A 12,093-nucleotide genomic window follows, 5' to 3' on the forward strand; every position below is an offset into this window, starting at 1 on the left:
CCGCCAAAGGAGACACCGCCATGCCCACCACCACCCGGCCCGCCGCATCCGAAAGCCTTCAGTGGCTGCGCCACCGCCCCCGCCATGACCCCATGCTGGCAGAACGAATCGAACACTGGGAGCAACTATTGAGCACGCCGTGCCGCAACGACATCACGTCGTGGCATGACCTCACCATCGAGGATTGGCGCGCCCTTGATCTCGTTGGCGACCCACTGGCCGAGAACTTCATTCTCGCCAAAGCCGAGGAAGGGCTCAAAGACCTCGACGACTTAGCCGCACTCGACATCATGCGAGAGCAAGGCCACACGGCCGCGCTTAACCTGTGGGAATCGATCAACTACGTCCCGGACTTCATCGATTTTGACGAGATGAAACCCGCGCTGAACGCATTGATGCGAAACCCTGTCGGACTGGTCACGTCCCTGTTCAGTGCTCTTGTCTTCACCTATCGGGATCCCAATGTCGCAGGTGTCCTAGACTTCAGCGGGAGGCTAGGGTACGGCGGCGATATCTCCCGAAGATACTGGGAGACTCTGCGCGGCGTCGTCGACGGATCGAAAGTTGAGGACATCAAACCTGGAGGCTCATCCTGGGCTCGTTGGGTACGTATACGCCTCATGCACAGTCGCGTGCGCATCGGCATAAGCCGCAGCGGCACATGGGATTATGGCCTAGGAACGCCAATAAGCGCGGCCTCCATATCCGGCGGGGTATACACTTTTGCCAATTATCCCGTCCAGGCTGCCAGAGGGTTGGGCGGATACTTCTCTCAGAGAGAATTCGACGCGATGACCCGGCAGTGGCAATGGGTGACGCTGCTACAAGGCGCGCCGCCTGAACTGGTGCCGGCGGACATTAGTGACCAGCACCGGTTGAGCCGACAGCTGTTCAGGGAGCGGTACCAGAGGCCAGCAACAGATGCCGCATTGAGGCTGACGGACTACTACTATGAGAGCATCGGAGCCTTGCTCAGTGGAGTGAAGCTTCCTCGCTGGCTGACCAACGCCATAGCCAGCCGCAGCCTCACCCACGGAATGTCAGACATTCCGAGTATCGCTTCCCGAATAGCCGTTGACCTCGAAATCCCCAATCCACCAATTAGCGCGCGGCTGTTGTCAGCCCTAGCCTTCGCGAATTCGATCTTCGCCAATGCCTGCCGATGGCAACCCCTAGGAAAACGCGTGGCGGAAGCCATCACACGTTTAACGGAAACCCTCATCTGGAAAGGACTAGAAGGACAAGAAGCCACACACACGACATCCCTGGGCTAGAAAAAAACTGCAGAATCCGGGTGGTCGACGCGCGTTGCCACCCGGATTCTGCTCGCTCCGCCGCATAGCCACGAATTCAACGACTTTGATCTCCTCACATTCTTGCCCCCAACAAATTACCAACAGACCCGGCCTCGCTCATGCCGAGTTGCCTTAAGTTAACTGAAAACAAATCGCAACGGCCGTAACCCAAGATTTCCATTTGATCTGAGGCACTGCAGGTCATGCACGGTCGACATGCCTCACCTCAAATGAAAACGGATAATTCTCAGCCAAACTTAAGCGCTCGCTTGACATTCTTAGAGCGTGTCTTGTGTGGTTTGTGGGGTGGTTGGGGCATGATGTGCTGGTGTGAGAGAGCTTTCGTTGAGGTTGGTTCCGGACGAGTTGTGGGCGTTGGTGGAGCCGTTGTTGCCGGTGCAGCGGGTGCGTCCCCAGGGCGGCGGGACGGCGTATGCCGATGAGCGTGCGGTATTCACCGCGGTGGTGTTTGTGCTGGTCAGTGGGTGTGCCTGGCGGCATTTGCCACCATGTTTCGCAGTGACGGTCCCTACCGCGCATCGCCGGTTCGCCGAGTGGACCGCCGTCGGGGTATGGCGGCGTCTACAAGAAGCGGTACTCGATCGGCTCGGTGCCGATGGGGCATTGGATTGGTCACGGGCCGTGGTGGATTCGGCGTACGTGCGGGCTAAAAAAGGGGCGCCATGACCGGGCCGAGCCCGGTAGACCGGGGCAAAGCGGGTACCAAGATTCACGTGCTCACCGACGCGACCGGTCTGCCGTTGCAGACCGCGGTCACCGCCGCCAACACCTGGGACGGGCATGCGGTCCCGCCGCTGGTACGGGCACTGCCCGCCATCAAATCCCCGGGCGGGCCACGCAGGCGGCGACCGGCAAAACTGCACGCAGACAAGGCATACGACGCGAACCACCTGCGGCAATGGCTCACCAATCGACACATCACACCCCGGATCGCCCGCCGCGGAACCGAATCCGGCGACCGGCTCGGCACCAAACGCTGGAAAGTCGAACGCACCATGTCCTGGCTCTTCACCTACCGCCGCCTGGGCACCCGCTGGGAACGCCACGACCATCTCTACGCCGCATTCCTCACACTCGCCGCCACCCTGGTCTGCTTCAGAAAACTATCCACATGAAACACGCTCTTAGTCTCGGATCAGCTCACGCGGGTCCGGATCATCCTCGGGCATGTTGACCTGCGCCTTGCGGTATTCGAAAGCGATACCAATGGTAAGGACGGCCAACAATGCGGCCGACGTTCCCCAGGTGCCGAGTGCCAACCCGCCCTTCTCAATTGGCTTGGACAGCAAGTCGCCGACGGTGGCACCTAGGGGGCGGGTGAGAATGAATGCCGCCCAGAACAACAGGACGCCGGAGATGTTGGTGAGGTAATGCGCGGCCAATATGGCGATCATGACCGTGGCGATGAGAGCGGCGCCCCCCAGTAACCGAGCCCGGAGCTGTCGGCCAGGCAGTCGCCCAGTGACATGCCCAGGGTGTTGGACAGCAGGATTGCGGCCCAATCGAGCATTTCGGCGCGCAGGGTGCTGATATTGGCGACATCCAAGGTTTCGCGCGTCAGCTTCCAGATCAGGAACACGATGGCGAGGCCGGTGACCAAGAGGGCCGCCCCTGCGCCGTAGCCCAGGCCGCCGTCGGTGTCTGTGCCCGTTCCGGGGCCGCGGTTGACCAGATCTGACATCGTGGTGCCGGCGGTGCTGGTGGCGGCAATCACGGTCCAATACAGGGCTGGGCGGAACTGCCGAGCACGCAACTGAGCGAGCAAGCTCACCACGAACACTCCGATAAACAGGACGGACGCGGCGGCATAGCCGCGACCCAGGGTTTGGGCGATCAAGTCCCCGCCGGTCTCCCCGAGCGGCGTCGCAGCGATTTTCAGGATCCAAAACAACGCGGTGACCTGGGGAAGCTTGTAGCTCGATGCAGCCATACGCCCTCCACGTGTCGACGCTGTGGTCCACGCCGCTGCACACTTTCGGTTCGCGGGCCCGCGTGGCCCCTATTTCCAGGCGAATGTCGTTGGCACCGAGGCGCTTCTGGCAGCAGCTCAAAAGGCTGGCGCTAACACATTTGTCTACATCAGTGCCGCCGCGCTGGTCATGGACGATCGTGAGACACCCCTGCGCAACGTCGATGAGACCGCACCCACCTACCCGAATAGCTTTTCCGGTTACATTGCAAGCAAATCTCAGGGCGAGGCGGCAGTCCTGGCTGCGAACCGGCCCGGGTTCCGCACCCTCGCACTTCGCCCACCCGGCGTTTGGGGTCCTGGCGGTCCGTTCAGCAAGCAGCTTCCCGCGGCGGTGGAGTCCGGACAATTCGCATTTATCGCGCGCGGCGAATACCCGGTGTCCACCATCCATGTCGATAACGTTGTCGAGGCGGTCCAATGCGCGCTCGAACGCGGCACCGGCGGTCGTCCCTACTTCATCAACGATCGTGAACCGGTCACCTTCCGTGAGTTTGTAGCCAGTCATGCAGAGGTGGAAGGTGTTTCGATCGATGGCCTGCGGTCCATCCCGTACTGAGTGGCCTTCACCCTCGGGCGTGTTCTGGAGGCGGTCGCGGCATTGCGCTCCGACAAGGGCGACCCGCCGCTGACCCGCACGATGGTGCGATTGATTGGACGTGAGTTCACGACCGACGACACCGCCGCACGCCGCGAACTGGGTTACGTTGGAAAGACAACGCGCGCCGAGGGGCTGAAGGCGATGGCACTTGGTTGAGTGCTGACAGCAGATTCTCAGGTCTGAGATCTAGCCTCATTCGTCGGTCCCGGAATCGACGAGAAGGACGCGATGGCTTTCAACGTGAGAAATCTTCGCCCCGAAACAACGAGCACAAAGGTCGCTGCGGTTCTCGCAACAGCGCTGTTCGTGGTCTTCGCAACACTGGCGGTGACGGCGCGCCATTACGACTCGGGCACCGCTGTCGATCACCACACGTTGGGCTGGTTGGAGATTCATCGGCATGGTTGGCTCACCGCGGTGGCGGTCGTCGTCACCCATCTGGGTAGCCCGACGGCGGTGTCTATCGCGACTGTCGTCGCGGCACTGATGATCTGGCGTTTCACACGTTCGGCGAGAACCGCTGCCACCGTCGCCGTCGCGGTCGCGGCGGCGTTCATCCTCGCGGCGGTGGCGAAATGGACAGTCGGAGAGCACCGTCCGCCCGGCGAAGCTCAGCTGGTTGCCGAAAGCGGCTGGTCCTTTCCCTCCGGGCACGTCACGGGCACAGCCGCACTCGCCGGGATGTTGACGGTGGTCGTCGCTTACCGGTACCGCGATTGGCGACGTCAGGCAGCACTGTTGGGGACGATCGTTGCGGTGCTGGCGGTGGCCGGCAGCCGTCTCTACCTCGGAGACCATTGGATGGTCGATGTGTTGGCAGGGATCGTGCTGTCGACGGCCGTGGTGACCATCGCGGCCGCCGTCCTTCACCGGGCTGACGCAACCGCCCACTCTCCTCGAGCCGTGGCCTGAGATGTTCGCACCCTCTGAGCCACTCACCTGGACGATGCTCTGGTGTGCATGGCATTTCGATGCGGCCGCGGCTGTGTGCACTGTCTTGCTCGGCGTGGGCTATAGCTGGGCACTGGTTCGCGCGCGTCGCCATCACGTGACGGTCAGTGCCGCATCGACGAGATGCTTTTTCGGCGGAATCGGCTGCTGGGCGCTGGCATGCATGAGCGTCATCGGTGTCTATGCGCACGCCCTGTTCTGGATGCGCGCACTGCAAGTTGTCTTGCTACTGCTGGTCGTACCGTTCTTCTTGGCTCTGGGGCGCCCGGTCACCGTTGTGCGCAGCGCATTGCATCCGCGCATGCTGGACAGATTCGATAGCGCAGTGTCGTCGATGCCCGCGCGCATGGTGACGCACCCACTCACCACATCGCTGGCGATTCTGGTCACTCCATGGCTGCTCTATCTCACGCCCTGGTACACGGCCTCCCTCACGAGCGGCGCGCTCGGTGCGGCGACAAGAACAGTGTTGGTATTCATAGGGTTTGCGTACTTCTACGCTCGCCTTCAGGTTGACCAGGTACCCCGCAGGTACCCACAGCTGATCTCACTGCTGATCAGTGTGGCCGAGACGATCGGCGACGGAATACTGGGTTTGGTGCTGTGGCAGGGTCCGCTCGTGGCGTCGGCCTACTACCTGGCGCTGCACCGCTCTTGGGGACCGGATATGCGAACCGATCAGACCTATGGTGCCGGGATTCTCTGGATCCTGGGCGACGTACTTGGGCTTCCCTTCCTGCTGCTGCTCATGCGCGCACTGTCGGCCGACGATAAGGCGCAGGCAGCCCGGATTGACGCGGAACTCGACCAGGCCGATCGCGCCACAGCCGATCTGCGCGACGCGGCGGAGCGGGACGAGGGCCCTTCGACGTTATGGTGGGAGAACGATCCACAGCTGCGGGAGCGGTTCGGACAACGCTGAGATCCTCGTCCTTAGTGATCTTTCCCTCGTCAACTTCTGCACACATCGTCTACTTTTCGGGCAGTATGGACAGATGGATGTCCCACGGTGCGGCCTGCCGTCGCCCGTCGACTTGCCGTTATCAAAGTCCAGTGCGCGTCAGCGCCCGCCACGGCCGTCCTCCCCCGCAGTCGACGCCTCGACACCCATAGGTCGTGCCGTCGCGGGCTTCTACTTGGCTTTCGAGGCCGTAGACGATTCCGACAGGCTTCGTGACGCCACGAACCGACTCGGCCGGCCTGATGCCCCCGAGGCCGATACCCGTGAGAAATACCTCGCGTTGGCCCGTGCCATCACCACCGTGGAGACGATCCGTCGCCACGCCGGGAGCACATTGCTCGAGATCGGCGCCCGCGCCGCACGTACGGCCGGACGACTCACGCGCGACTCGGCGGATCTGCCTTCGGATATCAACGACGCGATCCATGCCGCGGTACGTAGCGAATCCATTGCCGTCTGCGAGCGCGCCGTGCAGCTGATCAACGATCAGACCCGCATGGTGCTGGACCTCGACGAGGTAACGACCACCATGACGGTGCACGGCTGGTTAGCGAGCCGTGGCCTGACGGACTAGTGGGCCGCGGCATCCCAACTGCGGCCGTACCCCACCGAAACCTCCAGCGGCACATCGAGCGGATACGCCGAACCCATGGTTTCGCGAACCAGCGCTTCCAGCGTCTCCCGCTCGCAGTCGGCCACCTCGAACAGCAGCTCGTCGTGCACCTGAAGCAGCATGCGCGACTGTAAGCCCTTGTCGTGCAATGCCTTGTCGGTGGTGATCATCGCGACCTTGATGATGTCGGCGGCGCTCCCCTGGATCGGGGCGTTGAGAGCCGCACGTTCGGCCGCCTCGCGCCGCAGGCGATCGCCACTGTCCAAGTCGGGCAGGTAGCGGCGCCGGCCGAGCACTGTCGAGGTGTATCCGTCCTTGCGTGCCTGATCCACCACGGCGTGCAGGTACTCGCGAACACCGCCGAATCGCGAAAAATACTGGTCCATCTGCTCTTTGGCCTCGTCATTGGAGATCTTGAGCTGGGTGGCCAGGCCATAGGCCGACAATCCGTACGCCAGGCCGTACGACATCGCCTTCACCCGCCGACGCAGCTCACCGGTGACCTCGTCGATCGGCACCCCGAATGCGCGGGCAGCCACAAACGAGTGCAGGTCCTCGCCGGTGTTGAACGCTTCGATAAGGCCCTCGTCGGCCGACAGATGCGCCATGATGCGCATCTCGATCTGGCTGTAGTCGACCGTCATCAACTCGGAGTAGCCCGCGCCGACAACAAATCCATCCCGAATCTCACGACCGGCCTCGGTGCGCACCGGGATGTTCTGCAGGTTCGGCTCGGTTGACGACAATCGACCCGTCGCCGCGATTGTCTGGTTGAAGGTGGTGTGGATACGCCCATCGGCGGCAACGGATTTCAGTAGCCCGTCGACGGTGACCTTCAGTCTGGTGACGTCGCGGTGCGTGAGCAGATGCTCCAGGAACGGATGCCCGGTCTTGTCGAAGAGTGTTTGCAGGGCATCCGCATCGGTGGTGTAGCCGGTCTTGGTCTTCTTGGTCTTGGGCATGCCGAGCTCGTCGAACAACACAACCTGCAGCTGTTTCGGAGAGCCCAGGTTGATCTGCTTACCGATCACCGCGTAGGCGGCATCGGCTGCCTCACGGATACCGGTGGCGAACTGGTTCTGCAGCGAGGTCAGGTGGTCGATGTCGACTGCGATACCAACGGATTCCAATCCCGCGAGCACCCGCTGGACCGGCAGCTCCATATCGGCCAGCAGACCCGACGACTCGATACGTTCGAGTTCGACGTCGAGCGCATCGGCGAGATCGATGACAGCACGGGCACGCAACATCTGGGCCTGAGCAGCCTTGGCATCACCGGCGCCGTCATCATCGAGTAGTGAAAGCTGTTGCTCTCCATCGTCTTCGGCACGCAACTCGCGGCGCAGATACCGCAACGACAGGTCGTCGAGTGCAAAGCTGCGCTGACCCGGCCGCACCAGGTACGCGGCGAGAGCCGTGTCGGACGTGACACCGTCGAGCTGCCACCCACGCCCGGCCAGCGCATGCATGGCCTGTTTCGCTTCGTGTAGAGCCTTGGGGCGGGCTTCGTCGGCCAGCCACGCGGCGAGAGCTGCCTCGTCCTCTGGGGTGACGGTGGTGGTGTCGATGTACGCACCATCGCCGTCCGCCGACGCGATGGCCACTGCCGTGGCATCGCCGTCATAGGGCGTGTACGCCCCGACCACGGCAAGCCCGCTACGACGACCGTCGGAGGTGTGTGTGGCCAGCCAGTCGGTGACAGCTCCCGGCTCGAGTGCCTGGCCCACCAGCTGGAATCCCTCGTCCACCTCAGGCTCGACGGCCTCCAGGGTCTCGAACAGCCTGTCGCGCAGTACCCGGAATTCGAGATCGTCGAAGAGACGATGGATCTGGTCACGATCCCAGGGAGCCAACGCCAGCTGGGCAGGCACATACGGAAGCGGCACCGTCCGCACCAGATCAGTGAGCTCGCGGTTCAGGACCACCGAGGCCAGGTTTGCGCGCAGTGAGTCGCCGACCTTTCCGCGCACGGTGTCGGCCTTGTCGATCAATTCCTGCAACGACCCGTACTCGAGGATCCACTTGGAAGCGGTCTTCTCGCCGACGCCGGGAATCCCGGGCAGATTATCGCTCGGGTCGCCCCGCAGTGCCGCGAAATCCGGGTACTGGGTGGGCGTCAGGCCGTACTTCTCGACCACCGCCTCCGGAGTGAACCGGGTGAGGTCGCTGACGCCCTTGCGCGGATACAGCACCGTCACGTCCTCGTTGACCAGCTGCAGCGAGTCGCGGTCACCGGTGACCACGTAGACCTTGAAACCCTCGGCCTGTCCCTGCGTAGCCAGGGTGGCGATGATGTCGTCTGCCTCGAAGCCCTCCTCGGCGAGCACCGTGATGCCGAGGGCCTGCAGGACTTCCTTGGTGATGTCGATCTGTCCGCGGAACTCATCGGGAGTGGCCGAGCGGGTGGCTTTGTACTCGGGGTACCGCTCCGAGCGGAACGTCTTGCGGGAAACGTCGAAGGCGGCTGCCACATGTGTGGGCGCCTCATCGCGCAGCAGGTTGATCAACATCGAGGTGAATCCGTAGACCGCGTTGGTGGTCAGGCCCGATTGCGTCTTGAAGTTCTCGGCCGGGAGCGCATAAAACGCCCGGAACGCCAGCGAGTTACCGTCGAGCAGCAGGAGGGTCGGCTGTTTGGTTCCGGTCTTCGTCGCAGGCGCAGTCACCCTCCTACCCTAAGCAACGGGTGCGACAGCACCTACGACCCCGATGCGTTGTCCAGCGCGGCGTCGAACACAGCTCTGTGACCACGGATCTGCACGTGATGGGCGCGTGCCCAGAGCACCAACGCGGCGGAGATGCCGTGCAGGTCGATTCCCAGCGGCGTCAACGCGTATTCGACTCGGGGTGGCACTTCGGCGAACGCGGTGCGCGTGACGAGCCCGTCGCGGCGTAACAGCATCAACGTGCGCGTGAGCATGCGCTGCGAGATGCCCGGAATGGCGTCGTGAAGCTCGGTGTATCTGCGAGGGCCATCGTGCAATGTCGCGATGATCAGCACGCTCCATTTGTCGCCGACCCGGTCGAGGACCTCCCGAATGAATTCACCCTCGGCTGGACCTACCCCGGCACTGATGCTGGGCAATGAGGTGCTGACGGAGGTCATTTCGAGCTCGGTCATGACGCACATCCTTGTTCGCGGGCGCACACGTGTGTGCCTTTTGTAGGAGGTCCAAAACATCTCCATGATGGTGCTACGCACATATCAGAAGAAATGATGTGACCTGGAGGTTAGTCATGGATAGGACGATGCTTGTGTTGGGTGCCGGCAGTGGCACCGGAGCAGCGGTGGCACGGCGGTTCGGACGCGAAGGATTCCACGTTGCGGTGGTCGGCCGCCGCCGCGAACCACTTGACACCTTGGTGGCAGACCTCGCAGGAACGGGAGTGAGTGCCACCGCGTTCTCCGCGGATCTCACCGACGACGTCCGCGTCGAAGAACTTCTCACGGCAGTGGACACCGCATTGCCACCGATCGAGGCGATTTACTACGGCCCCTCGTCGCCGGTGGAGTTCACCCTAGCCCGTGATCTCACGGCGACTGAGGCTGACCATTACTGGGCGCTGTTCGTGCGACCACTGATCCGCACGGTGACCGCCGCGCTGCCGGGCATGGTTGAACGGAAACGCGGAACGATCTTGGCCACCATCGGTGGTACCGGTGCCAGGGCGATGCCGGAGATGAGTGGGCCCGGACCGGCCGCCGCGGCGGCACGAAATTATTTGCAGGGCTTACATTCTGAGATGGCTCCGCACGGCGTATACGTTGGGCTGTTGACCATCGGGGCCCTCATTCTCGGCAGCGAGATGGCGGCGAAAACACCCGAGGACGCTCACGGGTTTCCGACGGTCGAATCGGCGGTACTGGCTGAGCGCCTGTGGGGCATGTCAACAGTGCGGAATGCGTTCGAGAATTTCGTCCCGGCCGACACCGTCTTCCAGCCCTGATCCCGCTCTGCGGGACACAAAACTGACACACGTTTCAATTCACTCATCAGCATGGGTAATCTGACCGGGTGCCTACAGACCAAGCCCCTGCCGTCGACGGCTGGTTCGATACCGACGAATCCGGCCAACCGCATTTGATTGGCGGCAAGTGCACACAGTGCGCCACCATCGTGTTTCCGCCGCGCGCCAACAACTGCCCCAACCCGGCCTGTGACAGCGATGTGCTGGATCAGGTGCCGCTGTCATCGCGCGGCACGGTCTGGAGCTACACCGAGAACCAGTACGCGCCACCTCCCCCGTATCCGCCCTCTGATCCGTACCAGCCGTACGCGATCGCCGCGGTCGAGCTGGCGGCCGAGGGCATAATCGTGCTGGGCAAGGTGGTCGCCGGTACCGGCGCCGCCGATCTGAAGGTGGGCCAGCCGATGGAACTCGCTCTGGAGCCGCTGTACACCGATGACGAGGGTGTCGAACGGCTGGTCTACGCATGGAAGAAGGTTTCCGCATGAGCCGCACCCCGGATCCCGTCTACATCCTCGGCGCGGGCATGCACCCGTGGGGTAAGTGGGGACGCGACTTCACCGAGTACGGCGTGGCAGCTGCCCGCACCGCCCTTCAAGATGCCGAATTGGATTGGCGTCAAATTCAATTCGTTGCCGGTGCAGACACCATCCGGAATGGCTACCCGGGCTTCATCGCCGGTTCGACCTTCGCCCAGAAGCTGGGATGGAACGGTGTGCCCATCAGTTCGACCTACGCGGCCTGCGCCAGTGGTTCACAGGCTCTGCAGAGTGCGCGCGCTCAGATCCTCGCCGGATTCTGCGATGTGGCGCTGGTGATCGGGGCTGATACCACCCCCAAGGGCTTCTTCGCGCCGGTAGGCGGCGAACGTAAGGCCGACCCGGACTGGCAGCGTTTCCACCTCATCGGAGCCACCAACCCGGTGTACTTCGCGATGCTCGCGCGGCGGCGGATGGACCTGTACGGCGCGACCGCAGAGGATTTCGCCCAGGTGAAGGTCAAGAACTCCCGGCACGGTCTGAACAACCCGAACGCGCGGTTCCGCAAGGAATCTTCGGTGGAGGATGTGCTGGCCAGCCCGGTGGTGTCGGATCCGCTGCGGTTACTGGACATCTGCGCGACCAGTGACGGTGCCGCGGCCCTCATTGTGGCCAGCGCCGATTTCGTGAAAAAGCATCTCGGTTCGGTCGAGGGTGTGCCCTCGGTGCGTGCGGTCGCGACCATTACCCCCAAGTACCCGCAGCATCTTCCCGAACTCCCCGATATCGCAACCGATTCCACCGCGGTGGTGCCTGCGCCCGACCGTGTCTTCAAGGATCAGATCGTTGACGCCGCGTACGCGGAGGCCGGAATCGGCCCCGAGGATGTGAGCCTTGCCGAGGTGTACGACCTCTCGACGGCCTTGGAGCTGGACTGGTACGAGCACCTGGGCCTGTGTGCCAAGGGTGAGGGTGAGCAGCTGCTGCGCAGCGGCGCCACCACGGTCGGCGGCCGGATCCCGGTGAATGCCTCCGGTGGCCTGGCCTGCTTTGGCGAGGCCATCCCGGCGCAGGCCATCGCGCAGGTGTGTGAGCTGACCTGGCAGCTGCGCGGGCGGGCCGGTGACCGGCAGGTCGAGGGTGCCCGGGTTGGGATTACCGCGAACCAGGGCTTGTTCGGCAACGGCTCGTCGGTGATTGTGGCGCGCTAGCCGCGCTCACCGGCGATCGCGGG

Annotated in this window: 12 protein-coding genes and 1 pseudogene; 10 read left to right on the forward strand and 3 right to left on the reverse strand. The window is 63.1% G+C overall.

The features are described 5' to 3' along the window. Window positions 1-20 precede the first annotated feature (20 nt). On the forward strand, window positions 21-1,274 hold the full coding sequence (locus MSTE_RS12410) for an oxygenase MpaB family protein (protein WP_096501577.1): 1,254 nt from the start codon (window positions 21-23) through the stop codon (window positions 1,272-1,274). Window positions 1,275-1,625: 351 nt separating this feature from the next. Next, window positions 1,626-2,431, forward strand: a protein-coding gene (locus MSTE_RS12415; protein WP_231896870.1) for an IS5 family transposase whose coding sequence is annotated in 2 segments (ribosomal slippage) — window positions 1,626-1,970 and window positions 1,973-2,431 — 804 coding nt in all. Because the reading frame shifts where the segments join, the coding sequence is not laid out codon by codon here. A gap of 9 nt (window positions 2,432-2,440) precedes the next feature. Here MSTE_RS12415 and MSTE_RS12420 read toward each other — a convergent pair. Further along, window positions 2,441-3,246: pseudogene (locus MSTE_RS12420) on the reverse strand (COG4705 family protein). 22 nt (window positions 3,247-3,268) lie between these two features. Here MSTE_RS12420 and MSTE_RS12425 point away from each other — a divergent pair. The 5 genes from MSTE_RS12425 (at window position 3,269) to MSTE_RS12440 (ending at window position 6,372) form a co-directional block, all read left to right on the forward strand. Continuing rightward, window positions 3,269-3,844 carry an NAD-dependent epimerase/dehydratase family protein gene (locus tag MSTE_RS12425; protein ID WP_197704782.1) on the forward strand — a complete coding sequence of 192 codons (576 nt, stop codon included), beginning with the start codon at window positions 3,269-3,271 and terminating at the stop codon, window positions 3,842-3,844. Further along, a complete protein-coding gene (locus MSTE_RS25345; RefSeq protein ID WP_197704783.1) occupies window positions 3,845-4,042 on the forward strand; it encodes a hypothetical protein in 198 nt (65 codons plus the stop codon). It begins immediately after the preceding gene. A gap of 72 nt (window positions 4,043-4,114) precedes the next feature. Continuing rightward, a complete protein-coding gene (locus MSTE_RS12430) occupies window positions 4,115-4,798 on the forward strand; it encodes a phosphatase PAP2 family protein (protein ID WP_096501581.1) in 684 nt (227 codons plus the stop codon). Window position 4,799: 1 nt separating this feature from the next. Next, on the forward strand, window positions 4,800-5,759 hold the full coding sequence (locus MSTE_RS12435) for a cytochrome c oxidase assembly protein (protein WP_096501583.1): 960 nt from the start codon (window positions 4,800-4,802) through the stop codon (window positions 5,757-5,759). Window positions 5,760-5,832: 73 nt separating this feature from the next. Then, window positions 5,833-6,372, forward strand: a complete 540-nt coding sequence (locus MSTE_RS12440) for a hypothetical protein (RefSeq protein ID WP_096501585.1) — start codon at window positions 5,833-5,835, stop codon at window positions 6,370-6,372. Here MSTE_RS12440 and polA read toward each other — a convergent pair. Together polA and MSTE_RS12450 are read right to left on the reverse strand one after the other, a co-directional pair. Further along, window positions 6,369-9,077, reverse strand: a complete 2,709-nt coding sequence (gene polA, locus MSTE_RS12445; RefSeq protein ID WP_096501587.1) for a DNA polymerase I — start codon at window positions 9,075-9,077, stop codon at window positions 6,369-6,371. The genes MSTE_RS12440 and polA overlap by 4 nt on opposite strands. A gap of 32 nt (window positions 9,078-9,109) precedes the next feature. Next, on the reverse strand, window positions 9,110-9,532 hold the full coding sequence (locus tag MSTE_RS12450; protein WP_408645786.1) for a winged helix-turn-helix transcriptional regulator: 423 nt from the start codon (window positions 9,530-9,532) through the stop codon (window positions 9,110-9,112). Between the two features lie 116 nt (window positions 9,533-9,648). On the opposite strand from MSTE_RS12450, the gene MSTE_RS12455 reads away from it, so the two are divergent. The 3 genes from MSTE_RS12455 to MSTE_RS12465 all read left to right on the forward strand — a co-directional run bounded on the left by MSTE_RS12455 (window position 9,649) and on the right by MSTE_RS12465 (window position 12,070). Next, a complete protein-coding gene (locus MSTE_RS12455; RefSeq protein ID WP_096501591.1) occupies window positions 9,649-10,359 on the forward strand; it encodes an SDR family NAD(P)-dependent oxidoreductase in 711 nt (236 codons plus the stop codon). A gap of 68 nt (window positions 10,360-10,427) precedes the next feature. Continuing rightward, window positions 10,428-10,868, forward strand: coding sequence for a Zn-ribbon domain-containing OB-fold protein (locus MSTE_RS12460; RefSeq protein WP_096501593.1), 441 nt, complete (start codon window positions 10,428-10,430; stop codon window positions 10,866-10,868). Next, on the forward strand, window positions 10,865-12,070 hold the full coding sequence (locus tag MSTE_RS12465) for a lipid-transfer protein (protein ID WP_096501595.1): 1,206 nt from the start codon (window positions 10,865-10,867) through the stop codon (window positions 12,068-12,070). Before MSTE_RS12460 ends, MSTE_RS12465 begins: the two co-directional genes overlap by 4 nt. Window positions 12,071-12,093 lie beyond the last annotated feature (23 nt).

This window comes from [Mycobacterium] stephanolepidis (assembly GCF_002356335.1).
Classification (GTDB): Bacteria; Actinomycetota; Actinomycetes; order Mycobacteriales; family Mycobacteriaceae; genus Mycobacterium; species Mycobacterium stephanolepidis.

What these genes read in the sequence shown, in the direction of transcription:
- MSTE_RS12410 (WP_096501577.1), top strand. Translation starts at nt 21, where the DNA reads ATGCCCACCACCACCCGGCCCGCCGCATCCGAAAGCCTTCAGTGGCTG.
- MSTE_RS12430 (WP_096501581.1), top strand. Translation starts at nt 4,115, where the DNA reads ATGGCTTTCAACGTGAGAAATCTTCGCCCCGAAACAACGAGCACAAAG.
- MSTE_RS12435 (WP_096501583.1), top strand. Translation starts at nt 4,800, where the DNA reads ATGTTCGCACCCTCTGAGCCACTCACCTGGACGATGCTCTGGTGTGCA.
- MSTE_RS12440 (WP_096501585.1), top strand. Translation starts at nt 5,833, where the DNA reads ATGGATGTCCCACGGTGCGGCCTGCCGTCGCCCGTCGACTTGCCGTTA.
- MSTE_RS12450 (WP_408645786.1), bottom strand. Translation starts at nt 9,532, where the DNA reads ATGACCGAGCTCGAAATGACCTCCGTCAGCACCTCATTGCCCAGCATC.
- MSTE_RS12455 (WP_096501591.1), top strand. Translation starts at nt 9,649, where the DNA reads ATGGATAGGACGATGCTTGTGTTGGGTGCCGGCAGTGGCACCGGAGCA.
- MSTE_RS12465 (WP_096501595.1), top strand. Translation starts at nt 10,865, where the DNA reads ATGAGCCGCACCCCGGATCCCGTCTACATCCTCGGCGCGGGCATGCAC.